The 23462-nt window shown below is 60.8% G+C and carries 22 protein-coding genes and 1 pseudogene; 14 read left to right on the forward strand and 9 right to left on the reverse strand.

Annotated elements, in window-relative coordinates; genetic code table 11:
* A pseudogene (locus GQF02_RS11900) lies at positions 1-365 on the reverse strand (serine/threonine protein kinase); the annotation flags it as partial.
* A gap of 213 nt (positions 366-578) precedes the next feature.
* On the opposite strand from GQF02_RS11900, the gene GQF02_RS11905 reads away from it, so the two are divergent.
* Positions 579-1577: an isocitrate/isopropylmalate dehydrogenase family protein gene (locus GQF02_RS11905; RefSeq protein WP_160797418.1), complete on the forward strand. Its 999-nt coding sequence runs from the start codon at positions 579-581 to the stop codon at positions 1575-1577.
* A gap of 16 nt (positions 1578-1593) precedes the next feature.
* On the opposite strand, the gene GQF02_RS11910 is transcribed toward GQF02_RS11905, so the two are convergent.
* Positions 1594-1851, reverse strand: a complete 258-nt coding sequence (locus GQF02_RS11910; RefSeq protein ID WP_124736503.1) for a hypothetical protein — start codon at positions 1849-1851, stop codon at positions 1594-1596.
* 159 nt (positions 1852-2010) lie between these two features.
* Between GQF02_RS11910 and GQF02_RS11915 the strand changes: the two genes are divergently transcribed.
* From GQF02_RS11915 to GQF02_RS11940, 6 genes are all read left to right on the forward strand, one after another.
* Positions 2011-3648, forward strand: coding sequence for a phosphoethanolamine transferase (locus GQF02_RS11915; protein WP_235930173.1), 1638 nt, complete (start codon positions 2011-2013; stop codon positions 3646-3648).
* Positions 3649-3651: 3 nt separating this feature from the next.
* Entirely contained in the window at positions 3652-4386 is a 735-nt protein-coding gene (locus tag GQF02_RS11920; protein WP_160797420.1) for a phosphatase PAP2 family protein, read from the forward strand.
* Between the two features lie 63 nt (positions 4387-4449).
* A complete protein-coding gene (locus tag GQF02_RS11925) occupies positions 4450-4719 on the forward strand; it encodes a PepSY domain-containing protein (RefSeq protein WP_124736505.1) in 270 nt (89 codons plus the stop codon).
* A 63-nt stretch (positions 4720-4782) separates the two neighbouring features.
* Positions 4783-5331 (forward strand): cytochrome b/b6 domain-containing protein, encoded by a 549-nt coding sequence (locus GQF02_RS11930; protein WP_160797422.1) that lies wholly within the window; start codon positions 4783-4785, stop codon positions 5329-5331.
* 27 nt (positions 5332-5358) lie between these two features.
* Positions 5359-6021: a winged helix-turn-helix domain-containing protein gene (locus GQF02_RS11935; protein WP_124736507.1), complete on the forward strand. Its 663-nt coding sequence runs from the start codon at positions 5359-5361 to the stop codon at positions 6019-6021.
* A complete protein-coding gene (locus GQF02_RS11940; RefSeq protein ID WP_328698616.1) occupies positions 6018-7370 on the forward strand; it encodes an ATP-binding protein in 1353 nt (450 codons plus the stop codon). Before GQF02_RS11935 ends, GQF02_RS11940 begins: the two co-directional genes overlap by 4 nt.
* Here the strand turns inward: GQF02_RS11940 and GQF02_RS11945 are convergent.
* From GQF02_RS11945 to GQF02_RS11960, 4 genes are read right to left on the reverse strand one after another with little or no spacing between them, the layout of a single operon-like run.
* A complete protein-coding gene (locus GQF02_RS11945) occupies positions 7367-8164 on the reverse strand; it encodes an SDR family oxidoreductase (protein ID WP_124736508.1) in 798 nt (265 codons plus the stop codon). The genes GQF02_RS11940 and GQF02_RS11945 overlap by 4 nt on opposite strands.
* Entirely contained in the window at positions 8161-8841 is a 681-nt protein-coding gene (locus GQF02_RS11950) for a TenA family transcriptional regulator (RefSeq protein ID WP_124736509.1), read from the reverse strand. Before GQF02_RS11950 ends, GQF02_RS11945 begins: the two co-directional genes overlap by 4 nt.
* The gene (locus GQF02_RS11955; RefSeq protein WP_124736510.1) at positions 8838-10286 is read right to left on the reverse strand and encodes an AMP-binding protein; all 1449 of its coding nucleotides are present in this window, start codon (positions 10284-10286) and stop codon (positions 8838-8840) included. Before GQF02_RS11955 ends, GQF02_RS11950 begins: the two co-directional genes overlap by 4 nt.
* The gene (locus GQF02_RS11960; RefSeq protein WP_220789456.1) at positions 10283-10951 is read right to left on the reverse strand and encodes a thermostable hemolysin; all 669 of its coding nucleotides are present in this window, start codon (positions 10949-10951) and stop codon (positions 10283-10285) included. The genes GQF02_RS11955 and GQF02_RS11960 overlap by 4 nt, the downstream gene beginning before the upstream one ends.
* 196 nt (positions 10952-11147) lie before the next feature.
* Here GQF02_RS11960 and GQF02_RS11965 point away from each other — a divergent pair, with 196 nt between their 5' ends.
* Positions 11148-11330, forward strand: coding sequence for a hypothetical protein (locus GQF02_RS11965; RefSeq protein ID WP_160797426.1), 183 nt, complete (start codon positions 11148-11150; stop codon positions 11328-11330).
* Between the two features lie 127 nt (positions 11331-11457).
* Here the strand turns inward: GQF02_RS11965 and GQF02_RS11970 are convergent, their stop codons facing one another.
* Positions 11458-13407, reverse strand: coding sequence for a TonB-dependent copper receptor (locus tag GQF02_RS11970; protein ID WP_160797428.1), 1950 nt, complete (start codon positions 13405-13407; stop codon positions 11458-11460).
* Positions 13408-13587: 180 nt separating this feature from the next.
* Between GQF02_RS11970 and GQF02_RS11975 the strand changes: the two genes are divergently transcribed.
* Entirely contained in the window at positions 13588-13839 is a 252-nt protein-coding gene (locus GQF02_RS11975) for an MCP four helix bundle domain-containing protein (RefSeq protein WP_160797430.1), read from the forward strand.
* Positions 13840-13933: 94 nt separating this feature from the next.
* Entirely contained in the window at positions 13934-15223 is a 1290-nt protein-coding gene (locus GQF02_RS11980; protein WP_160797432.1) for a methyl-accepting chemotaxis protein, read from the forward strand.
* Here GQF02_RS11980 and GQF02_RS11985 read toward each other — a convergent pair.
* The gene (locus GQF02_RS11985; RefSeq protein ID WP_160797434.1) at positions 15220-15801 is read right to left on the reverse strand and encodes an SCO family protein; all 582 of its coding nucleotides are present in this window, start codon (positions 15799-15801) and stop codon (positions 15220-15222) included. The genes GQF02_RS11980 and GQF02_RS11985 overlap by 4 nt on opposite strands.
* 99 nt (positions 15802-15900) lie before the next feature.
* On the opposite strand from GQF02_RS11985, the gene GQF02_RS11990 reads away from it, so the two are divergent.
* The 4 genes from GQF02_RS11990 (at position 15901) to GQF02_RS12005 (ending at position 21703) form a co-directional block, all read left to right on the forward strand.
* The gene (locus GQF02_RS11990; RefSeq protein ID WP_328698617.1) at positions 15901-17139 is read left to right on the forward strand and encodes an ATP-binding protein; all 1239 of its coding nucleotides are present in this window, start codon (positions 15901-15903) and stop codon (positions 17137-17139) included.
* On the forward strand, positions 17136-17663 hold the full coding sequence (locus GQF02_RS11995) for a response regulator transcription factor (RefSeq protein ID WP_160797438.1): 528 nt from the start codon (positions 17136-17138) through the stop codon (positions 17661-17663). Before GQF02_RS11990 ends, GQF02_RS11995 begins: the two co-directional genes overlap by 4 nt.
* 145 nt (positions 17664-17808) lie before the next feature.
* Positions 17809-19434, forward strand: coding sequence for a 3-(methylthio)propionyl-CoA ligase (locus GQF02_RS12000; protein ID WP_160797440.1), 1626 nt, complete (start codon positions 17809-17811; stop codon positions 19432-19434).
* A gap of 391 nt (positions 19435-19825) precedes the next feature.
* Positions 19826-21703: a methyl-accepting chemotaxis protein gene (locus GQF02_RS12005; protein ID WP_160797442.1), complete on the forward strand. Its 1878-nt coding sequence runs from the start codon at positions 19826-19828 to the stop codon at positions 21701-21703.
* A gap of 3 nt (positions 21704-21706) precedes the next feature.
* Here the strand turns inward: GQF02_RS12005 and GQF02_RS12010 are convergent, their stop codons facing one another.
* The gene (locus GQF02_RS12010) at positions 21707-23305 is read right to left on the reverse strand and encodes a DUF389 domain-containing protein (protein WP_160797444.1); all 1599 of its coding nucleotides are present in this window, start codon (positions 23303-23305) and stop codon (positions 21707-21709) included.
* Between the last annotated feature and the right edge of the window lie 157 nt (positions 23306-23462).

Below are 23462 nucleotides of genomic sequence, written 5' to 3' on the forward strand. Positions count from 1 at the left end.
GACATGGCCGCTTCGATGATTTCGTTACCGATGGTGAGCAGGGTGTCGCGTGGCGGCATGCAGGTCATCATCGAGCCGGTGCGGAAGTCCGGGGTGATCACCGGCTGGTTCCACTGCAGCGGGCTTGGACGGTCGACTTTGACGCCGCGCTCTTCCAGTACCTTGGCCAGGTTGTCGAGCTGGATATTGGCTTTTGCAACGGTTTCCAGTGGACGTGGGCCCCACATGCCGCGCATCGGACTGTCGATTGGTACCTTTTCGGAGGTTGCTGGTTCTTCCGGCGGTACGCAGCTGTGGTCGGCGCGGCCGACAATCACGTGCTTGAGCGGGTCGAAGTCGTTCCAGGAGTTAACAATCTTGGTCATGGTTGATGCCCTCGTTTAGTAAAACCGGTGTGATTTGCTTGGACGTATTTTTACGCGCTAAGCCTTACGCGGGCATTCCAAAAACTGTTCATTCGCTATCAAAAAACTGGCGTTCCACCTGGGGGCAAACCGGGTGTTTTTTCTGATATAGGCTTGCAAGCCTTGCCGGTAAACGCTTAACTTCTATGTCATTGCTTGTATCAGGGGTTGGGCATGCGTTTATGTGTGATTGCCGGGGACGGTATCGGGCGTGAAGTGACCGAGGTGGCGGTCGAAGTGCTGACGGCGCTGCTGCCGGGCTTGCAGATCATGGAGCACGAAGCAGGGTGGGACACATTTTGTCGTACTGGCACCGCCCTGCCCGAGGCGACGCTTGCCAGTGCCCGTGCATGCAAGGCGGTGCTGTTTGGTGCGGTGAGTTCGCCTGCGCGCAAAGTGGAAGGCTACCGTTCTCCGATTGTGGCCTTGCGCCGTGCGCTGGATTGTTATGCCAATTTGCGTCCGACCCGCTCCTTGCCGCTGGCCGCCGGCCGGCCGGATCTGGACTTGCTGATTGTGCGCGAGAACACCGAAGACCTGTATATCGGCGAAGAACAGAGTGACGGCGAGACGGCCACCGCCATCAAGCGCATTACGCGCCATGCCTCGATGCAGGTGGCCAAGGTGGCATTTGAACTGGCGGCAAGGCGGGCGCGCCAGCGCCTGTGCATTATCCACAAGGCCAATATCCTGCCGCTGACCGATGGCCTGTTTCGCGATGCGGCGCGTGCGGCAGGCGCAAACTATCCACAGGTGGCGGTTGACGAGTTGCTGGTGGATACGGCCGCACTGCGTCTGGTGCAGGCGCCACAAGCATTCGATGTGCTGCTGGCGCCTAATCTGTATGGCGACATTCTGTCTGATCTGGCTGCAGGCCTGAATGGCGGGCTGGGGCTGGCGCCTTCGCTGAGCGTGGGGCAGGGCGTGGCGATTGCCGAACCGGTGCACGGCTCGGCCCCCGATATTGCCGGGCAAGGTATCGCCAATCCGGTCGCAGCCTTGCTTAGTGCTGCCATGCTGTTGCGTCACCACTGGCAACTGCCGGTTAAGGCCGATGCGCTGGAGTCGGCTATCCGGCAGCTATTGTCTGCCGGTATCGCGACCGCCGATCTTGGCGGCACGGCCTCTACGCGCGCCTTTGGCCGGGCAGTTCTTGCGCAGCTGGCGCGTTAAGCGGCCAGTCTTGTGCCTATTCCGGCGCCGATGATTCGGCAGCCTGCATGATCTGCTCGATCAGTTTGCTGCGGGCGGCGATATGGTGATCGAAGCGCCAGTCCTGCAGTAGCTGGATGGCGGTGTCGAAGTACTTCATGTCGATATCGTACAGGGTGCGGATATCGAAGGCGGTGCCGGTTTCCAGTGCGGCGGCCAGCGCAATCAGCACTGCCAGCTGTTCCGGATCCTTATTGTCTTCCACCAGTTTCCTGATCTGTTTGGCTGCATTCATCTTGCCAGTCTCTCCCGGGTTGGCCATCCTGCCTTGGCCATGATAGGACGCTGCAGCGCTGCGGCAAGTCCAGGCCGGCTATTGCTGAGCCCTGAATGCTTAAGCTTGCGTTAATCTATTTAGGGTAAACTGCCGCAACAATATTTCTGCCTATCAAATATGCGACTGCCTGCCCTGCGTCCCCAGCGCCCAGAAATTGTGGCTTTGGTGCTCTCCTTACTGTTTGTCGTCCTGTTTAACCTTCCTTTGTGGCAGCGTGTTCTGGGCATTGTCTCTCCGGTGACCGGCCATAGCGTGTGGATGCTGGGACTGACCTTTGTCCTGCTGGCGGCCTTCTTTAATCTGGCATTGCTGTTGTTTGCCTGGCCGTGGATCTTCAAGCCGGTGGCGACCGTGCTGCTGCTGACCAGTGCGGCGGCGACCTATTTCATGCAGCAGTATGGCGTGCTGATCGACATGAATATGGTGCAGAACGTATTCCAGACCGATCCGGCCGAAGTGCGCGACCTGATTACCGGGCGCATGCTGGCGAGCATTCTGTTGCTGGGTGTATTGCCTGCGCTATGGCTGTGGAAAACGCCCATTCATTACCGCCCGGCTTGGCGTGAGCTGTTGGTACGCATCGTCGCCTTTTTTGTGGCTTCGATGATGCTGGCCGGTGTGGCGCTGGCCGGCTATCAGGAGTTTGCCTCGCTGTTCCGCAACCACCGCGACCTGCGTTATCTGCTGACCCCGAACAACTATATCCAGGCCACCAGTTCCTATTTGCGCCAGCATACGGCGACGCCCGATGTGATCCAGCCGTTTGCGACCGATGCACGCAAAATGTCGTTTGCCACCTTGCCGCACAAGAAGCGGGTGCTGGTACTGGTGGTGGGAGAGACGGCGCGTGCCGATCGTTTCGCACTGAATGGCTATGCACGTAATACCAATCCCGAGCTGTCTAAAATACCCGGCCTGATCAACTTCAGCGATGTCAGCTCCTGCGGTACTGAAACGGCGGTGTCGCTGCCGTGCATGCTGTCTGGCATGACGCGTGCCGACTACGATGCCAAAGTCGCCAAGAAGCGGGAAAACCTGCTCGATATCGTGCAGCGCAGCGGCTATGGCGTGTTGTGGCGCAATAACAATTCCGGCTGCAAGGGCACATGCCTGCGCATGCCGATCGAGGATATGGCGCATCTGGAAACGCCGGGGCTGTGTAACAAGGAAGAGTGCGGCGACGAGATCCTGTTGCAGGGTTTGCCGGAAAAACTGGCGGCAGCCAAGGGCGATATGCTGATCGTGCTGCATCAGAAAGGCAGCCATGGTCCGGCCTATTACAAGCGTTACCCCAAAGAGTTCGAGGTGTTCAAGCCGGTATGCCGCACCAGCGAGTTGCAGAAGTGCTCGGAACAGGAAATAGGCAATGCCTTCGATAACACCATTCTTTATACCGACCACTTTCTGGCGCGCACCATCGCGCTCTTGCAGCAGCAAAAAGATGTAGACAGCGCCATGGTGTATCTGTCGGATCATGGAGAGTCGCTGGGCGAGAACAATCTCTACCTGCACGGCACGCCTTACTTTATGGCGCCGGAAGCGCAGTACAAGGTGCCGATGCTGATGTGGTTCTCCGATGGCTACCAGAAGCGCAATGCCGTGAATACCCAGTGCCTGTCCGCCAAAAAGACCGGCTCTTACAGCCACGACAATCTGTTCCATTCGGTGCTGGGCCTGCTGGACATCTCGACGACCGAGTACCGCAAGCCGCTGGATGTATTCGCCGACTGCCGCCAACCCCGTCCCAAGGACTGATCAATGAGCGCCGAAATTTTACCGATGCCGGTAGCTGTTGCTGCTGGCGACAAGCGGGCGTTTTACCAGATGCAGGGCATGGTGCTGGCCAGCCTCGCGCTACTATTTTGGGTGCTCAACCGCTTTACCGGTCTGGATTTGTGGCTGGCTGGTCTGGCTTATGATCCGGCATCTGGCGGTTTTGCGCTGAAAAACAGCGTGTGGCTGGACTGGATCAATCACCGCCTGGCCAAGTATGCGGTGATTGCCATTGCGCTGTGCTGGCTGGTCCAGGGGGTGCGGCGGCGCGACGGACACATGCTGACGACGGGCATGGCGATGGCGCTGGCGACGCTGGCGGTGTCGCTGCTGAAAGCGGCCAGCCCGCATTCCTGCCCGTGGAGTCTGACCCAGTTTGGCGGTTCGGCCGAGCTGTTTACCATTTTTGGCGAGATCTCGGCTCACCCCGGCCCGGGGCGCTGCTTTCCCGGCGGACATGCGTCCGGCGGTTTCGCTTTAATGGCTGGTTATCTTTTTTATCGCGAGAGCAACCGGGTGCGGGCGCGCAGCTGGCTGGCGGCAGGGCTATTGGCCGGTGCCCTGATGGGCGCCGGGCAGATGGTGCGTGGCGCCCATTTTCTTAGCCACAACCTGTGGAGCGGCTGGGTGGTATGGCTGGTGTGCGTGGTGGTGTTTGCGCTGTATGACGGCCTGCGTGCACATCGCCAAAAAAAATCATTTGGCTTAAGTTTGGGTTAAGGCTGGGGGTGTGTAATGGCATCACGCCACTGGGACAGGTGGCTTCAACTTAGGATGAAGATCATGAAAAAATTGCTGCTTGTTGCCATGATGGCCGGTTTTGCTTCGACTGCCGCTTTTGCCGCTGCCAAGTGCGAAGTCCATCCGAAAGACCAGTGGATCAAGGAAGCCGACTTCAAGAAGAAGCTCGAGGCTGATGGCTACACCATCAAGAAGTTCAAGGTTTCCGGTGACTGCTACGAGATGTACGGCAAGACCAAGGACGGCAAGAAGGCCGAAATCTATTTCGATACCGTTTCCGGCAAGGCCGTGAAGTCTGAAATCGGGAATTGAACGGTGTCAGGGCTATGACCGGAGGGCGCGATGGCGCCCTTTTTCTTTTGCCGGAGGTATGCAATGAATGCAAACGATACGCTGACCCGGGTGCGGGTATGGGATCCGCTGGTGCGTCTGTTTCATTGGGCGCTGGTGCTATGCATCGCTTTGAATCTGTTTGTGCTGGAAGATGGAGACACGCCGCATCGCTGGACAGGCTATATCGCCACCAGCCTGATCGCGTTACGCATCGTCTGGGGCTTTGTCGGTTCGCGCCATGCCCGCTTTTCCGACTTCTGGCCGACGCGCCAGCGTCTGCTGGCGCACTGGCAGCGCATGAAAACGGGCGAGCCCGACCCGCATCCGGGTCATAATCCGGCAGGCGCCCTGATGATGCTGGCGCTGATGGCGCTGGTACTGGGGCTGGGTATCAGCGGTTATATGATGGGAACTGATGCCTTCTGGGGCGAGGAATGGCTGGAAGATACCCATGGGTTCATCGCCAACAGTCTGATGGCGCTGGCCGGCGTACATATCTTGGCCGCCTTGCTGATGAGCCATATCGAAGGGGTCAATCTGCCGCGGGCGATGGTGACCGGAGTCAAGGTGTATCAGCGCAGACAGCGGTAAGCAGGGCTGGATAATCAAGGAGGCGGTATGCGGGTGTTGCTGGTAGAAGATGACGGGATGATCGGTGACGGGCTGAAAATCGGCCTGACAGCCTTGGGGTTTACCACCGACTGGTTTCGCGACGGGCGCGAAGCATTCGCGGCACTGTCGGCTGCGCCTTACGACGCCGTGGTGCTGGACCTGGGTCTGCCCGGCATGGACGGCATGGACATTCTGGCCGCGTGGCGCAAGGCCGGGCGGGCCGAGCCTGTGCTGGTGCTGACTGCGCGCGATGCGCTGCATGACCGGGTCGGCGGTCTGGATGCCGGTGCCGACGATTATCTGGCCAAGCCGTTTGCGCTGGCCGAGGTGGCCGCGCGCCTGCGCGCGCTGATCCGCCGTCATCACGGGCAAAGCTCGCCCACTTTCACCCATGCCGACATTACGCTGGACCCGGTGGCGCACAAGGTGGTGCAGGCCGGGCGCGAGATCGAACTGACCGCGCGCGAATTCACCCTGCTGGAATTGTTGATGGCAAATGCAGGCCGTATCCTGCCCAAAGAACGCATAGAAGAAAAGCTGTATGGCTGGGACAAGGATGTAGAGAGCAATGCGCTGGAAGTGCATGTCCACCATCTGCGCAAAAAGCTGGGTAGTCAGGTGATACGTACCGTGCGCGGTGTCGGCTATACGTTGGGGGGCGAGGCGTGACCAAGAGTTTGCGTCTGCAGGTGATGCTGACGGTCGCGGCAGCCATCTTGCTGATCTGGGGCGGTAGTTCCGCCGTGGCATGGATGCAGGTACGCCATGAAATCGACGAATTATTCGATACCCAGCAAATCCAGTTTGCCCGGCAACTGTTGGCGGCCGATCTGCATGACTTTGATGAGGACAGCGCCCGCCTGCCACGCGGCAAGGCGCTTTTGCCCAAGCAGTTGCCCAAAGGGCAGCGCGGCAATCTGGAGGATGATGCCCTGTCTTTTATCGTCTGGGACGATGAGGGGCGGGTGGTGTTTTCCGATGGCGAAGACCAGGGTTTTGCGCCGCCGTCCGGGCAGCATGGTTTTTACAATGTGTCGCTTGATGGCGATAGCTGGCGTGTGCTCTATCTGCCTATGCCTGACGGGCACCGTGTCGCGGCAGTGGGGCAGCAGCTCTCTTTTCGCAACGAGGTCGCGCGCGAGATATTGATGGTGCAACTGCTGCCGTGGTTGCTGGCTTTGCCCCTACTGTTGCTGGTGTTGTGGCTGACCCTGACCCGCCGTCTGGTGCCGTTTCGCCGGGTGGCCGAACAGCTGGATGCTCGCAGGCTGGACGATGCGACACCGGTTGTCGCCGATGTGCCGCGCGAGGCTGCACCGATGCTGGCGGCGCTGAACCAGCTGATCGGGCGCATGGCCGATACCCTGTCGCGGGAACGCCGCTTTACCGCGGATGCTGCACACGAGCTGAGAACGCCGCTGGCGGCATTGAAGATTCAGGCCGAGGTCGCGCAACTGGGTTTGCCAGCGGCAGAGCAGGCGCGGGCTCTCGCCCAGCTGGAAGTCGGTATCGACCGTGCCACGCGCCTGGTCAACCAGTTGCTGGCCCTGACCCGGCTCGACCCGATGGCCGGTCCGCAGAACGCGCAGCCGGTGGACTGGGCGCGGGTGTTGCGGCAAGTGGCCGGGGATGTGGCGGCCGAGGCGGCAGAGCAGGGCATCACCCTGAAACTGGAGGGCGATATGGCGAGTGCCTTGCCGCTTAAGGGAGACGAAACGCTGCTGGCGCTGATGCTGCGCAATCTGGCCGACAATGCCATCCGTTATTCGCATCCGGGTGGCGAGGTGGTGTTGCATGCCAGCGCTGACGCCATCGCCCTGCTGGACCGGGGCCCGGGCATAGACCCGGAACTGATGCCGCGCATACGCGAGCGTTTCTTCCGTCCACCGGGGCAGGCACAGACCGGCAGCGGCCTGGGCCTGTCTATTGTCGAGCGGGTTGCCGCTTTGCACGGCTTGCAACTGGAGCTGGAAAACCGCCCGGAGGGCGGTTTGCTGGCACGACTGCTTCGGGGCTAAGGCTGGCGCTTCGCATGGCGGCGGATCAGCGCGATCTTGCCGCCTAATGCCTTGTCGACGATGGCCGGACATAGCAGGTTGAGGCGGGCAAACAACTTTTCCGGCCAGCCGATATAGCGTCGCCCGCTACGGCCACTGGCCAGTGCCGCCATCACGGCGCTGGCGACCATTTCGGGGCTGTCGCTGGCATTGCCCATCTCGCGGTTGAGCGCATTGACGCTATCGCTATTTAGCGCGGTGCGGGTCGCGCGCGGTGCGATGTAATGTACGCGTAGCGGCTGACCCGTCATCTCGCGCCGCAGTGCTTCATTAAAACCGTACAGACCGAACTTGGTCGCTGAATAGACGGTTTGCCCGGGAAAGCCCAGGCTGCCGAAGGTCGAGCCGATATTGACAATGTCGGCGTCGCCACTTTGTTGCAGCAAGGGTAATAGCGCCTGCGTCACCAGCATGGGCGCGCTCAGATTGGTCGCCACCAGCTGCTCTATTTCTGCCTCCGTCATCTGCTCGAATAGCGCAAAATGCCCGCTGCCGGCAACATTTACCAGACCCGAAATGCCCGCGCTATCGCGGCAAGCATCCAGCAATGCTGCCCGGCCTGAAGCCTTGGTCAGATCGGCTGAAACCCACAGCGCGTCGGTGCTGTCCGGCAAGGCGGCCGCCAGGGCAGCCAGACGCCCGGTATCGCGTCCGGTGAGTATCAGCTTGTGGCCGGCGGCGGCCAGCGCATGGGCGATGGCGCCACCGATACCGCCGGATGCACCGGTGACGACAAAAGTACGGGCTTTTTTCATGCAAACTCCGGTAGCAGGGCGGTCGCTGCGGCGGCATCGACCGAGCGCAAGGTGTCGCCAAACAGGCGGTAGAACATATTGGCACTGTGCAGGATGCAGGCCTGGTCTTGCGGATCGGTGATCCGGTTCATCAGTTTCTCGAAAAACACGATATGGTCCTGATCCAGTGCGCCATGCGAGCGCAGATAGCTGAAAGCCGAATCGGGCAGGCCGGTCGATAGCTGTATCGCGTCGGCCGCCTGACTGGCGATATTGACGCTAGTGCCTTCCAGCACCAGCACCATGCCGAAAAAGCCGACCGGGTTGACGCGGCTGACCATATCCCAGGCGTAGGCGACCATCAGCTCGGTCTGGGCATTGGGCAGGCTGTGGCGGGCCTTTTCCTTGTCGTAGCCGCAGGCGGCGATATCGTTCAACACCCATTCCTGATGACCGGTTTCTTCTTCTATGTATTCGGCCACCGCCTCGCGCAGCCACTCCTTGCTGTCCGGCAGGCGCGCCCCTGCCTGCATCAGTAAGGGGACCGTATGCTTCACATGATGGTAGGCCTGGGTCAGATAGGCGGCGTAGCTTGCCGCATCCATGGTGCCGGCCATGGCCTGATGGATCAGTTCGCTGGCCAGCAGATAGTCGCGGCCGCTGCTCGTGGCAGCCAATAGTTTTGGATAGAAAGTCATGCTTGGACTCCGGTGCGAGGGAGGGTAAGGGCGGCAAGGGCCGCCGCGTAGTGTTCGGCAATCAGCGCGCGTCTGGGGCGGCCGTTGTCGGTCATCAGCGGGCTGCCGGGCAACAAGGGTGTCTCCAGACGGATAAAGTGCGCCACGCGCGCATAGTCGGGCAGGCTAAGGCTGGCGTGATCCAGTGCCTGCTGCACGTGCTGGTCGTCGGCTCCCGGAGCAAACACCAGCGCGACCAGCGCCGGCAGCGCCTCGCCCAGCACCACGCACTGGCGTATCACGCCCTGTGCCAGCAATTCGCTTTCCACCCATTCGGGGGACACGTTGCGACCGAAGGCGGTAATCAGCAGATGCTTGCTGCGCCCGTTGACGTGGACGAAACCATCGGCGTCGATCCTGACGCGGTCGCCGCTTTTGACGCACGTGCTGAAGCTGGCCGGATCGCCCAGGTAACCGCTTGCATCCGGCAAGGTGATGACCAGCTCGTCGTTGACGACTTCCACGCTGACATGCGGCAGCACCCGGCCGACGCTGCCTGGCCTGTCCTGTTCCGGGGTATTCAGGCAGACCACGGATCCGCACTCGGACAGCCCGTAGCCTTCGTACACCGGCAGGCCCAGCGCGCGGGCATGCTCGACCAGCCGTGGGGCGACGCGGGCCCCCCCCACCGCGACAAAGCGCAGGCTGGCCGGCACCTGCCAGCCAGCCTGTGCGGCGGCGACGAGTTCGCCCAGCAGTTGTGGCACCAGAATCAGGCTGGCGGGCGTGTAGGTGTCCAGTGCGCGGCACAGGCGGGCGACGTCAAAGCCCGAGCTGCCGGACAGGCCGACCTGCGCCAGTGGCGGCACATGACAGCATGCGCCTGCGAGCAAGGCACGGTAGACACCGGCGACATTTTCCAGCAGCGTCGACAGCGGCAGCACGGCCAGGTGTGAGCGCAGGCTTGCGCCGCCGCTGGCATCCAGGAGTGCGCGGGTGGTGGCCAGCAGCAGCGTCTGGCTCAGGCAGACACCCTTGGGGGCACCGGTGGTGCCGGAGGTAAAGGTGATTTTGGCGCTGTCGCTGTGTCCGGTGGCGTCCGGCTGCAGTACGGTCGCGCCCAGTGTGCGGCAGCCGGGAAAGAGCGGGGCGCCAGGTATGGGCTGTAGCAGCAGTTCCGCCTTGCTGCTGGCCAGCACATGCGCCTGTTGCGCCGGTGAAAAAAACAGCGGCAACGGCACCAGCGTGACGCCGGCCTGCAGTGCGGCCAGGTCGGCGATGACCCAGTCGCAGCCGTTGTCGGCGGCCAGCGCGACCACACGGTAAGCTGCCAGCGCGGAGGCTGCGGCGTCGACCGCCGCGAGCAACTCGTCGGCCTGATAGCGATGCGTCCCATCGTCGAGAACGATGCGGCTGCCGCTTTGCTGTAGGGCGGCCTGCAGTGTTTGCCACAGTGGCGTGTTCATGGGTTTGCCTCCAGCCGCAGGCGCTCGGCAAAGTTGTGAGCAAGGTGCTGCCAGGCCGTCCAGTGCGGCTGGTTCGCCAGACGCGCAGCCAGCGCCTGGTAGGACGGTTCGATCAGGCCCAGCGTTACCCAGGGTGCCTGGGCGTAGTAGCTGCCCCAGCGCTGTTGCTGCGCAAGCGGCAGCCGGGTCGGATCGGCTGGCGTCAGGGCGACCGTCTGCAAGCCCATATGGCCCAGCATCTTCCCCAGGCGTCGCGTCGCGGTAAACACCACCCAAGGGCGGCCAGCCGCCTGCATGGTCAGCACCAGCATGCGGATCAGTGCGCCGGCCTGGCGGTCATGCGCTGCCAGGTTGCCGATTTCTGCCAGCTGCGAACGGGCGACCGGCCGGCCCAGTGCGCCGGCCAGACGCTGCTCGATGCTTTCATCCAGATACTGTTCCAGATATAGCGGTGCATGCTCTGCCAGCCTGACACCGAGTACGGCGCGGATCTGCTGCTGATCCGCCTCGCCCAGCAGCCACGGCAGAAAGTGATCCGGCCGCGCCTGGTAGTGCTGCCAGAAGGTCTGTGCCACGAAGGCGGCCAGTTCGTCGTGCTCCGCTTCACCGCTGCGGCTAAGGCGGCAGTGCTGCTGGCATAGGGTATCGGGTTGGGCTGACATCATGTTTCCCTGTGCTGGGTCATGCTATGCAGCTTAGTGGTGTTGCCTTAAGGCTGGCTTAACAGCGGGAAGGTGTCCGCAGTGGCATGTTCCTCGCCGCAGCCTGGCTGCGACAATTGGTCGCATGGGCAAGGTGCGCTTGCTGTGTCAAGCTGGCCTTATCCAAAGTTTGCGGCCTCCCTGTGCGGAGGCTTCTTTTTTGCCCGCCGCACAAGCCTCGCAACTGGCTGGCACGGCTTCCGATGTGGTCGAGAATACGCAGGTGATCGCCGGCGACCAACGTCGCTGCCTCGGCGCCGGCATTCTGGCTCAATCCGGATGGCAGCCGGGACTGGCTGCGTTGCTGATCCTGCTATGGCTGTGGCGGCGGCGGAAACCATAAAAAACGGTGCAAGCCTTGGCGTGCACCGTTGCTTTTGTATGCTGCCACTTATGGCAAAATTTCTGAATGAAAAGACACGCCCGGCACAGTAATGGCCGGGCGTTACTGTGGAGCCGTTAGCCCGGGCTTACCAGCGGCCCTGCACCTGTAGCCATAGCGTGCGGCCAGGTTCGTTGATGCGGCCGGTTATCGGGTTGAGTCCGTTGGGCTCGCCCTTGTTGAGCGCTTCGGCGTAGGCGCGGTCGAGCAGGTTGTCGACGCCGGCCGACAGCAGGATCGCGTCGTTCAGCTGGTAGCCGGCCTTCAGGCCTACCGTCGCGAAGCCGCTGCTCTCGCCAAGGTCGGTGCCGACGATATTGCCCTGCCCCGGTGCGACCCGGCCCTGGCGGGCGACACCGCGCACATGGGCGGCCAGCGCCAGCCTGTCATTTTCCCAGCCCAGCGTCAGCAGGCCTTCCAGCGGCGGCGTCTGCGCGAGCGCCTTGCCGTCGCTGCGGTTCTCGCCCCACGCATAGGAGAGCGTCGCACCCGCGTGCCAGTTGGCCGCGAAGCGCCAGTTGGCGTCTGCCTCGAAGCCGGCGCGGCGGGCGTCGACGTTGCGGGCGCTGCCGGCGATCGAGCCCGGTTTGCCTTCGAGCAGGATGAAGTCGTCGATACGCGACAGGTAGCCGGAGACGGACGCCTGCAGCGTGCCGTTTCTGTACAGCGTGCCGAAGTCGAGTTCGGTGTTGCTTTCCTTGTTCAGCTTGGCGCCATTTGTCTTGGCGCGCTCCCAGAAGTCCGGCGCACGCTGGGCGATCCCCAATCCGATATACGGCGTCCACGCGCCTTGCCTGCTTTCCAGCCGGACAAAGCCAGAGGTCAGGTTGTAGTGCTGCTCGGTATTGCGCAAGGCCGCGTTGCCAAAGCCCGCATCGTAGCGCGCGTCGACGCGGTCGTGGCGCAGGCCGGCGACCAGCTGTTCGCTGGTGCCCAGCGGCAGCTTGCCCTCGGCGAACACGCCGGCACTGTCGAAGCTCTGGTCGGGTGAGCGCGGCTTGCCTGCGTAATCGACCCCGCCGCGGAAGGTATGGTCGTCTTGCAGCCAGTCGGCGCCGACGGTCAGTTCGGCCCTGGCGAGTTTGAGGTCGGCGGCGACGCGCGCGGTGTCGGTCTCGCGGTCAGGATTGCTCAGCATCTTCATGCCCGGTTGCGGACGCAGGCTGAAGTTGTCCATCACATGGTCGACGTAGCTGTGGCCGTATTCGGCGCGCAGCGCGGCCAGCCACGGCGTGAGGTTCCGCCGCTCGGCCTTGATGCCCCACGCGTCGCGGTCGAATACGGTGCCGTCCATCGAACGGTCGGCGTAGGCGGCTTCGCCGCGGCTGCGGTCGGCGGACAGCTCGATGGTGGTGTCGGCGTCGGGCGTGAAGCCGGCGATCGCGGTCGCGCTGTGGCGGTCGAATGCCGAGTGCACCTTATCCCCGTTGCCGTCCTGGTAGTCGCCGCCGTGCGCCTGGGTGCCGATCGCGCGAACATAGCCCAGCTGGCTGCCGACGGTCGCGTCGAGCCACGCGTCATTGCGGTCGAAGTTGCCGCCGGTCGCCGACAGGTTAAGCTGGGTGCCGGCCTCGGCAAACGGCTCGGTCTTGCGCTCGAAATTGACGGCACCGCTGATCAGCCCCATCCCGTATTTGACCGACTGCGGGCCCTTGATGACCTCGACCAGATCGTATGCGCTGGGAACGATGTACGCGGTCGGCGGATCCATGCGCCCGCCGCAGCCACCGTACAGAAAGTGGCCGTCGGCCTGTACCGCCAGGCGCGAGCCGCCCAGCCCGCGCAGCAGCGGGTCGGACGAAGCGCCACCCTTGCGGATGCTGCTCATGCCGGGGACCGTCTTCAGAAAGTCGGCCGCGTCGGCAGCGGCGACCGGCCGGTGCGGCGCCTGCGGGTCGGCAGTGACGACGAGCGGGCTGACGGTGCGCGCGCCGGTGACGACGATTTCGTCCAGTATGTGGATTTCGGGGGCTTCGGCCCAGGCACTATGGATGCTGAGAATCAAGGGTAACAGGGGCAGGGCATGTGTTTTTTGCATCGCATCATCCGGTGATGGTTAATGGTAGCGATGCTAATGGTGTTGTCATTTTGAAGGAATGCGACACATTGTCGCAGCAGCGCAAGGTGGGTAGAAAACCCCCTCTGATGACTATGGTTTGCGGTGTTATTATTCTAAATAAATAATTAAATGATTTTTAGAGCTTAGGGTATTGGCAAGATGAAAACACTCTCTATTTCGCTACGTCTGTATCTGCAATCTTTAGTCTTGCTGGCTGGCATCTTGCTGGTGGCCGGCTTCGGGTTTTATGCAATGAAGCAAAGCGATACAGCGATGGATTCGATATATTACGACCGGCTGGAACCCGTGACTGATTTGGGGCAGGTACGTTTCAATTTGGGGGAAATACATTCCTATAGTTTGCAGCTAGCTTACGCTAGCGGAAAAAGGGGAGCGTGCCGCCCTGCCTGATATTCTTCGTTCATTTGATGGATTACTGCAGCAAAATGCCGCGTTGTGGAAAAAGTATGCCGCGACGACGATGACCGCCGAGGAGTCACAGCTGGTGGCTAAATATGAAGCATTGACGGCCAAGCGCCTGCCTGTCTTGCAGGCTTTGCTTGCGGAGGCGGGCAAGAGCCAAGCCGACCCGGCGCGGCTGCATGCCATCATTGCCGAGTATGACCCTCTGGCTACCGAGAGTTTGACAGTGTTGGGTGAATTGGTCGCTTTGCAGGCCCGGGTTGCCCGAGAGGCGCAGCAGGTAGCAGACAATGGATTTCAGCAGGCCGAGATGTGGATGGCGGGTTTGGTGTTGCTGTGTTTGAGTGGCGGCTTGCTGTATGCAATGCTTAATGTACGTTCGGTGACGCGGCCATTGTCCGATGTGGGGCAGGTGATTGAAGCCGCCGGTGTGCACAACGATTTCAGCCGGCGGGTGACGGTGCTGCGCCATGACGAGCTGGGGCAGATGGCGCAATCCTTTAACGGGCTGATGGACAAGCTGGCGTCCACTTTCGGCTCTTTGGGGCAGGAAGTGCAGCGCTTTAACCAGGCGGCGGCATCGGTGTCTGACTCGGCCGCCCAAGTGTCACAGGCATCCGAGCATTCCAGCCAGGCGGCGGTAGCGATGGCTGCGACGGTCGAGCAAATGATGGTTGCCGTGCAACATATCTCGGATAGCGCCAAGCAGGCGCAGCAGCAAACTACGCAGGTGCAGACCCACTCGGAGCAGGGCGAGCAAGTGGTGCTGCAGACGGTGGCACACATCCGCGTTGTGGCCGACAGCGTCAATGGCAGCGCCGGCGAGATCGGCTTGCTTAACGAGCAGGCGCTGAAAATTTCATCGGTAGTGCAGGTGATACGCGATATTGCCGACCAGACCAATTTGCTGGCACTCAATGCCGCGATCGAGGCTGCACGTGCGGGTGAACAAGGGCGCGGCTTTGCCGTAGTGGCCGATGAAGTGAGGAAGCTGGCCGAACGGACCAGCCAGTCGACCAGCGAAATCGGCTCTCTCTTGGGCTGCGTGGGTACCGGTACCCGTCAGGCTGTCGAAACCATGCAGCAGACCGTGGCACAGGTCGTCAGTAGTGTCGAAATGGCGCAGGGGGCGCAGTCGTCGATAGGCGATATGCGCAGCAATGCCGAGCAAGTGCTGGAGAGTGTGGCCAATATCAGCCTGGCGCTGGGCGAGCAAAGCTCGGCCAACCAGATGATCGCGCAAAAAGTCGAGATGGTGGCGCAGGCTGCCGAAGAAAACTCCGCCATCATCCGTCAGGTGGCAGAGTCTGCCGCCGATGTCAGTCGTACCGCAGAGCGCATGCGTGAAACCATGGCGCAGTTCCGGGTCTAGTCAAGCAATAGCCGGATGTCGTGTGCCAGGGCGTCGGCGGGGGTGCCGTAAGGCTGGTACACCCGCAGCCTGCCGGTTTTATCGAGCAGGTAGGAGCCGGCACTATGGTCGATCAGATAGCCGCCGCCTTCGGTCGGCAAGACTTGCGACACGATGCGAAAGCGCGTGGCAACGGCGGCGAGTTCCGCCGCACTGCCGGATAGGCCGATAAAGCGCGGGTTGAAATGCGGCACATAGCCGGCGAGCACCGCCGGCGTGTCGCGCTTGGCATCTACCGAGACAAACAATACCTGCACCTGATCACTGTCCTTTCCCAGCGTTTTCATCGCGGCGGCGTATTCCAGCAAGGTAGTGGGGCAGATATCGGGACAATGGGTGTAACCGAAAAACAGCGCGACCACTTTGCCCTTGTAATCGGCCAGTGAAACGCGCTGGCCGGTGTGTGCGTTCAGCGTGAGTTCGCCACCAAAGGTTTCGCCTGAGATATCGCTACCCTTGAACGGCAAGGGAGCAGGCGTTGGCGAGCAGGCGGACAGCGCAAGGGCAAGCAGCAAGGGAAGCAAGGCGGAAGGTTTCATAAGGGCTATGGTAAGCCCAGGATATGTGCTTAGGCTTGCGGCAAATTGTCGCAGCCTTCGCCGCCCACAGGTGCTGATGGTAAAGTTGTGGCCATGCCTGTGCCCTTATCCCCTGTCTTGTTTACCAATGCCGCCAAACGCATGATCCAGTTGCGCTGGCTGATGCTGCTGGCTGCCGCCTTATTGCTGGGTCTGCTGTTCTGGCAAGGCGTAGTCCTGCCGTGGGGCTTGTGCATACAGGCGCTGGCGACGCTGGCACTCATCAATCTGGCGCTGGCGCATGGGCTTTTTACTGCGCTGCTTCATATACATGCGTTGGCCTTGGGTTTGCTGGCCGATGTATTGGTCCTGACTGAAATTCTGGCTTTGAGCGGCGGTGCGGCCAATCCGTTGGCCTCGCTCTATCTGCCGCCCATTCTGTTTGCTGCCTTATTGTTGCCCGCGCGTTTTGCCTGGGGTCTGGGTGGCCTGTCTTTGCTGGCTTATGGCGGGCTTTTTTTCTGGCACCTGCCATGGCCGGTGGCCGGTGGCGATGCGGCTTACGCCTTTACCCTGCATTTAGCCGGTATGTGGCTGACTTTTGCCCTGTCTGTCATGCTGATTGTCGGCGTGGTGTCGTGCCTGTCGCGCGAGCTGGCCGGGCGCGAGGCTGCGCTTGCGGCCGCGCGCGAGGCGCAATTGCGTAACGAGCAACTGGTGGCATTGGGCGTGCAGGCCGCCAGTGCCGCCCATACCCTGTCTACCCCGCTGGCGACGCTAAGCCTGCTGTCGGACGAGCTGTCGGACGCCTATGCCGATGATCCCGAGCTGGCCGAAGATCTGCTGCTGATGCGCCAGCAACTGGCGCAGTGCCGCGAGGGCTTGTCCCGGCTGCGGCATGATGCCGAGCCGGCCAGCGAATGCCTGCCCTTGTTCGATGCGCTGGCTACGCGCATTGCCGGCTGGCGTGCGCTGCGCCCCGATGTGGTCTTGAGCTGGCAAGGCAGGCATAGCGGCGGACCTGCTCTCGCGCTGGATAACGGCTTCTGGGCCGCCTTGTTTAATTTGCTGAACAATGCGGCGGATGCCGGTGGCGGCAAAGTCGAGCTGGAGGTGGCCTTGGCGGCGGGGAGCTTGCAACTGACCATCATTAACCGGGAAGGCTGCCTGTCCGAGGCGCAACTGGAGCGTGCCGGCCTCGCCATGCTGCCTTCGGGCAAGACGGGCGGAATGGGGATCGGTGTGCTGTTGTCGCATGTGACCCTGTCGCGTCTGGGTGGCAGCCTGACGCTATGTAATGACCAGGCCGGCGGTGTGCGTGCCACGCTGCGCCTGCCTTTGATGGAGATGGCCGGGTGAGCGATTTTTTGCTGGTGGATGATGATGCGGCCTTCAGCCGCATGCTGATGCGCGTTTTGCTGCGGCGTGGCTTTAGCATTGCCTGTGCTGCGAATGGCAGCGATGCGTTGCAGCAGGCGATGCAGTTGCAGCCTGCGCGCATCGTGCTGGATTTGAATCTGGGCGGCGATTCCGGCCTTAAGCTATTGCCGCAACTGCGTGAGGCGGCGCCTGATGCCGCCATTGTCGTGCTGACCGGTTATGCCAGCATCGCCACTGCCGTTGAAGCCATCAAGCTGGGAGCGATACAGTATCTGGCCAAGCCGGCCGCAGTCGAGGCCATTCTGGCGGCCTTCGGCCAGCAGGCGGCAAACCCTGACCTTGCACTGGCCGAGATGCCGATGTCGCTGAAACGGATCAGCTGGGAGCATTTGCAGCGCGTGCTGGCCGAGCATGAAGGCAATGTTTCCGCGACGGCACGCTCGCTCAAGATGCACCGGCGCACCCTGCAGCGCATGCTGGCCAAGCGGCCGGTTGCCGGCTGATTGGCGCAGATGCCACGCTGGCGGCATGGCTATATCAGCAAAACTTTAGCGACTGCATCAGAAAAAGTGATTGGAGTATTCATTCGGTTTCCGCCTTAATGTTGTTTGCATTGCAGCAAACAGAACTGATAGAGGGGAAAACAAGATGATGTTGCGTGGACAGATGATGGAAATGCCTTTGCTGATTTCGGACCTGCTGGTGCATGCCGAAACCTGGCATGCGGACAGCGAGATCGTATCGCGTACAGTAGAAGGCCCGATCCATCGCTATACCTACCGCGATCTGGGTAAGCGTTCGCGTCAGCTGGCCAATGCGCTGAAGTCGCTGGAAATCAAGATGGGTGACTGCGTGGGTACGCTGGCCTGGAACGGCTATCGCCACCTTGAGCTTTACTACGCGGTGTCCGGTTCTGGCGCGATCTGCCATACCGTCAATCCGCGCCTGTTCCCCGAGCAGATCAGCTACATCATTAATCATGCCGAAGACCAGGCCCTGTTCTTCGACCTGTCTTTCCTGCCAGTTGTCGAGCAGATCGCCTCCGAGCTGACTTCGGTGCGCCATTTCGTGTTGATGACCGACCGCGCCAATATGCCGAAGGACAGCTCCATTCCTAATCTGCGTTGCTATGAAGATCTGGTAAACAGCCATAGCGACCAGCTGGACTGGCCCGAATTCGACGAAAAAACTGCGTCCAGCCTGTGCTACACCTCGGGCACGACCGGTCACCCCAAGGGCGTGCTGTATTCGCACCGTTCGACCGTATTGCACGCCTTCGCCAGCTCGCTGCCGGACAGCCTGGATATCTCGGCACAAAGCGCCGTGATGCCGGTGGTGCCGATGTTCCATGTCAGCGGCTGGGGTCTGCCTTATAGCTGCGTGATGAACGGCGCCAAGCTGGTGCTGCCTGGCCCCAAGATGGACGGCGTCAATCTGTACGAGCTGATCGAAGAAGAGGGCGTGACCATGGCGGCCGGCGTGCCGACCATCTGGATGATGCTGCTGCAGCATTGCCAGCGCAATCATCTGAAAATACACAGCCTCAAGCGCGTAGTCATCGGCGGTTCGGCCGCCCCCGAATCCATGGTTGACCAGTTGGCCGAACACGGCGCCGAAGTGCGCCAGTTGTGGGGCATGACCGAGCTGTCGCCATGCGGCACCACCAGCACCCCCAAGTTCAAGCACAACGGTTGTGATATCGCGACCTTGCGCCATCTGCAGGGCAAGCAGGGTCGTCCTATCTATGGCGTGAAAATCCGTATCGTCGACGATGAAAACCAGCCGCTGCCGCACGACGGCAAGGCCTTCGGTAATCTGCAGGTCAAGGGCTCGTGGGTGTTGTCGCAATACTTCCGTCGCGAGCTGGACGATAACCATACCGCCGACGGCTGGTTCAATACCGGCGATGTGGTGAATATCGATACCGACGGCTACATGAAGATTACCGACCGCACCAAGGACGTGATCAAGTCCGGCGGCGAGTGGATCAGCTCCATCGATCTGGAGAATATTCTGGTCGGTCACCCGGCTGTCGCCGAGGCCGCCGCCATCGGCATCATTCATCCGAAGTGGGACGAGCGCCCGCTGATGGTGGTGGTACTGAAAGAAGGCATGAGCGCGACGCGCGACGAGCTGATCGGTTTTTATGAAGGCAAGATCGCCAAGTGGTGGACACCGGATGATGTCGCCTTTGTCGATGAGTTGCCACATACCGCGACCGGTAAGTTACAAAAAATGAAGCTGCGCGAACAGTTCAGTTCGTATAAGTGGTAAGTGCTATGTGCAAGCGAATATTCTTTCGTAATATATTGAAGATTTAGAACAATTACGTTAGAGTAAAGCTTCACACGGAAGCCTGATGGTTTTTTTGTGGTGTTAGCCCCTCGAAGCATCCGGCCGGTTCGCCGGCAAGATGTTTCTTCCTCGTGTTGGCCCCTGTCCTTATCCGGCAGGGGATTTTTTTTGCCCGCTGCATGTGGCAGGCCGGCATTTTCCCTGCGAATAGGCTCTGAGTTTTTATTTAAAAATCAGAGTATTTGATATTGCAAATATATTAGCATATGATTGATTTCGGGTATTTGTTCTGAAAATGGCTTTGGCCGACTCCCCTGCCGCTCGTAAAACCGTGTACCTGGGGTCGTGGTAAAACTGCATAGAGAATCTGATGAAATCATTGAAATCAAAACTTATGGCGCTAACCGCGCTATTCATGCTGTTGCTGACGCTGATACTGGTTTCGGTGGCATATACACAGATGCACAGTACCATCAACCAGAGTACCGATTTCGAGTTCGATGCCAGGGTCGATGGGCAGAGTAACTTTATCGAAAACTGGGTTGCCGACAAGAAAAGCCAGCTAAGCGCTCAGACGCAGACAATATTGCAGCCTGATGCCTTGCGCGGCCTGAAGCAGGGTGCGGCGGGAGGGGGCTTCGTTGTTAATTATGTCGGCTTCGCCGATGGGCGTTCGCTGTTTTCCGATGAATGGGTTGCGCCTGCCGATTACAGTATTACCAACCGCGACTGGTTCAAGCAGGCGCGCGCAGTCGGCAAGCCTATCGTCACCGCGCCTTATGTGGACGAGGCGAGCAAGAAACTGACCGTAACCATAGCCGTGCCCTTTAATACAGGCGGCCAGTTTGGCGGCGTGATCGCGGGTGACATCTTCGTTGACGGTCTGGTCAAGGCGGTCATCGGCGATAAGGTGCGCGGGGGGGGCTACAGCTTTATCGTCGATGGCGACGGCAAGCTGATTGCCCATCCACAAGCTGAACTGGTGCTCAAAGACATCAGGTCGGTCGCCCCCGAGCTGACTAAGGAACGCATCGTCGAAGTTGCTGCGGCAAACCAGGCTCAAGAGGCCGAGATCGGCGGGCAGGACATGCGCTATGCCATCCAGGCCATTGATGGTACCAACTGGTATGTCGGGGTGGCCGTGCCGCTGGCGGTGACGGAAGCGCCATTGGATGATCTGCTGGTCAGCGTCACCGGTTTTGCCGTACTGGCTTTGCTGCTGATGGTGCCGCTGGCTTCAGGGCTGGTCGGGCGCATGCTCGCAGGTTTGGGTGGCCTCAAGGACGCGATGGTGGAAATCTCGCAGGGCGATGCCGACCTGACACTGACGCTGCCGGTACATGGGCAGGATGAAATTGCCCAGACTGCTGCCGCTTTCAATGCCTTTATTCTGCGCCTGAACCAGCTGTTTGGCGGCTTGCGCCAGAATGCCACCACGGTGGTGGGTGGTGTCGGGGAGGCCAGCGGCCTGGTCGGCAAAGTGGCGGTGAGTTCGCGCGAACTGTCCGATGTCTCCAGTGCCAATGCCGCGACGCTGGAGCAGATCACGGTCAGCATCACCCATATTGCCGATAATGCCGGCGAGGCGGATAGCTTGCTGTGCGAAACGCGTAACGAGCTGGAAAACAGCGCCCAGAGCATGGAGCGCCTGTCCGGCGGCATGGAAGGCACGGTGGCTTCGGTGCGGGCACTGGAAACCATGCTGGCATCGCTCAATACCCGCTCGCAGGATATTTCCGGCATTACCCATGTGATACGCGATATCGCAGACCAGACCAATCTGCTGGCACTGAATGCCGCGATCGAGGCGGCGCGTGCAGGCGAGCAGGGACGGGGTTTTGCCGTGGTGGCGGATGAGGTACGCAAGCTGGCGGAGCGCACCACGCAGGCCACGCAGGAAATTGCCACGATGGTCGGCGCCATTCGCAGCGAAACGGCACAGGCGGTGGGCGACGTCAATAAGACGGTAGATGCGGTGGAAAACGGGGTCAGCGTGACCCGCGAGGCGGTCGGGCAGATTGGCAAGATCCGCCTGTCGATGAGTGGTGTCGTCGACAAGATGAAAGAAATCAGCCATTCGACCAGCGAGCAGCAGCATGCGACCACCCTGATCGCGCAAAGCACCGAGCAGATCAACGGCCGTGTACTGGAGAATGATGCGGTACTGCAGGATGTCAGCGCCACCTTGCAGGGCCTGAATAGCACCGCCGGCAAGATGGATGCCGAATTTGGCCGCTTTAAACTGTAAGCCTTACGGGCCGGTCGGCCCCAGCGTCAGGTAAACGCTGCGCAGGGCTGCTTTCCCTTGTTCGCGTTCGATCACCGCCTGCCCCGCCATGGGGTAGGCGGTTTGTTTTTGGCTGTCGATATCGTGGCGTTGCAGCGCCGTGGCTATGGTGGCCACGCGGGCTTGTGCCAGTGCGCGCGTGCCGCGGCCATCTTCGTTCAGGCTGGCATGGCCGGTGAGTACGACTCGGGCGATGCCCCAGCGTTTGAGTGCCCAGGCGCTGCTGACCAGTGTCCGGCTGGATTCTGCGTTCAGCTCGGCACTATTTTCGGCAAAATTCTGTACCGGTAGCGGCATCGGTGGCGGAATGATCTGTAGCTGCCAGCCGCTGAGCCGGGCACTGAGCGTGATCTCGGCATTTTGCAAATCTGCCAGTGATAGCCCGCCCGCCGGGGCGATATAGGCGCTGATTTCCCGGGTATTTTCGTCGATAAACAGCTGGCCTATGCGCGCGGGGATGCCGGCAATAATGGTGTTCCTGATGGCCAGCGGTGCCTTGCGGCTGTCCATTTGCTGTTGCTGACTCTGTGCCAGCTTGCCCAGTTGTGCGCTGATGCGCCGATCCAGATCCAGCGCATTGGTGTTGGCGACAATCTGGTCCAGCGTCAGCCGGCTATCCTTGCCGAAGCGCGCATCGAGCAGGGTATTCAGTTTTTGTTCCAGACCGGCATCAAAACTGCGTGTCAGCACCACCAGATTGACTTCGGCCCCCTGCTTGCCCGGTGGCGACAGCACCTTGAGCTGCTGGATGGTGTCGCTGGCCGGCAGTGCACTATTGACCGTATCTTGCACCTGCTTGGATAAAATGGCCTGGCTGACCGAGCTGTTCAGTGTCTTGACCAGCGGAATGGACAGCAGTGCCAGCACGAACAGCGCGACGCCGCCACGCCATGCCAGCGCCTTGCCGCTGGGCCATTTGCCCAGCCCATACCACAGCGACACACCCGTCACCGAGAAGGCGATCGCCAGCATATTGGTCAGAAACAGCAAAAACGCGCCGGAGAAAATGTCCCACGAGGCATTGGCCCAGCCGTAGCCGCTGGTTGCCAGCGGCGGCATCAGCGCGGTGGCAATCGCCACGCCGGCAAAGGTGCCGCCTTGCTGGCGGATGATGGCAAAGCCGGCGACCATTCCCGAGAAGACGGCCACCAGCAGGTCGAAGAAGTTGGGATTGGTGCGCGCGAGGATCTGCGCGGTGGGCGGAATAAAAGGCGAGAAATTGACGATGGTGTAGCTGGTCACCAGTGCCGCCACCACGCCAAAGCCCAGTGCCAGCGCCGCCTGCTTGCCGTAGGCCAGATTGGTCTTGGCGATCGAATAGCCCAGCAGGTTGATCGGCCCCATCAAAGGCGCGATCAGCATCGCGCCTATCACTACCGCGGCCGAGTCCAGTAACAGGCCCAGCGTGGCAATGGCGCAGGAAATGAACACCAGAAAGATATAGGCCGGGGTCAGCAGGCCGTTTTCGACCATACTGCGATCGACCTCGGCCTGATCCACATGCTGCTGGCGCCGGTTCCACCATTCCCCGACGATGATCTCGGCCAGGCTGCGCGTTGCCATGCTCATTCCTATCTATTGGTTTCAGGCATTTATTGTGGATCAAGTGTGATGGCACTTCCAGTTTTGCTTATACGTCATTTTTATTGCCTGATATGTATATCAAATACATAATCCGCAGCAAGCGTCCGGCTCGAGGCGCCAACAACTAAAGGGGAGC

The organism is Craterilacuibacter sinensis, assembly GCF_009831765.1.
In the GTDB taxonomy this organism is placed as follows: Bacteria; Pseudomonadota; Gammaproteobacteria; order Burkholderiales; family Chromobacteriaceae; genus Craterilacuibacter; species Craterilacuibacter sinensis.

Excerpts from the sequence above, each read along its gene's own strand:
- GQF02_RS11905 (WP_160797418.1), top strand. The coding sequence starts at position 579 with ATGCGTTTATGTGTGATTGCCGGGGACGGTATCGGGCGTGAAGTGACC.
- GQF02_RS11910 (WP_124736503.1), bottom strand. The coding sequence starts at position 1,851 with ATGAATGCAGCCAAACAGATCAGGAAACTGGTGGAAGACAATAAGGAT.
- GQF02_RS11915 (WP_235930173.1), top strand. The coding sequence starts at position 2,011 with ATGCGACTGCCTGCCCTGCGTCCCCAGCGCCCAGAAATTGTGGCTTTG.
- GQF02_RS11920 (WP_160797420.1), top strand. The coding sequence starts at position 3,652 with ATGAGCGCCGAAATTTTACCGATGCCGGTAGCTGTTGCTGCTGGCGAC.
- GQF02_RS11925 (WP_124736505.1), top strand. The coding sequence starts at position 4,450 with ATGAAAAAATTGCTGCTTGTTGCCATGATGGCCGGTTTTGCTTCGACT.
- GQF02_RS11930 (WP_160797422.1), top strand. The coding sequence starts at position 4,783 with ATGAATGCAAACGATACGCTGACCCGGGTGCGGGTATGGGATCCGCTG.
- GQF02_RS11935 (WP_124736507.1), top strand. The coding sequence starts at position 5,359 with ATGCGGGTGTTGCTGGTAGAAGATGACGGGATGATCGGTGACGGGCTG.
- GQF02_RS11945 (WP_124736508.1), bottom strand. The coding sequence starts at position 8,164 with ATGAAAAAAGCCCGTACTTTTGTCGTCACCGGTGCATCCGGCGGTATC.
- GQF02_RS11950 (WP_124736509.1), bottom strand. The coding sequence starts at position 8,841 with ATGACTTTCTATCCAAAACTATTGGCTGCCACGAGCAGCGGCCGCGAC.
- GQF02_RS11955 (WP_124736510.1), bottom strand. The coding sequence starts at position 10,286 with ATGAACACGCCACTGTGGCAAACACTGCAGGCCGCCCTACAGCAAAGC.
- GQF02_RS11960 (WP_220789456.1), bottom strand. The coding sequence starts at position 10,951 with ATGATGTCAGCCCAACCCGATACCCTATGCCAGCAGCACTGCCGCCTT.
- GQF02_RS11970 (WP_160797428.1), bottom strand. The coding sequence starts at position 13,407 with ATGCAAAAAACACATGCCCTGCCCCTGTTACCCTTGATTCTCAGCATC.
- GQF02_RS11975 (WP_160797430.1), top strand. The coding sequence starts at position 13,588 with ATGAAAACACTCTCTATTTCGCTACGTCTGTATCTGCAATCTTTAGTC.
- GQF02_RS11985 (WP_160797434.1), bottom strand. The coding sequence starts at position 15,801 with ATGAAACCTTCCGCCTTGCTTCCCTTGCTGCTTGCCCTTGCGCTGTCC.
- GQF02_RS12000 (WP_160797440.1), top strand. The coding sequence starts at position 17,809 with ATGATGTTGCGTGGACAGATGATGGAAATGCCTTTGCTGATTTCGGAC.
- GQF02_RS12005 (WP_160797442.1), top strand. The coding sequence starts at position 19,826 with ATGAAATCATTGAAATCAAAACTTATGGCGCTAACCGCGCTATTCATG.
- GQF02_RS12010 (WP_160797444.1), bottom strand. The coding sequence starts at position 23,305 with ATGGCAACGCGCAGCCTGGCCGAGATCATCGTCGGGGAATGGTGGAAC.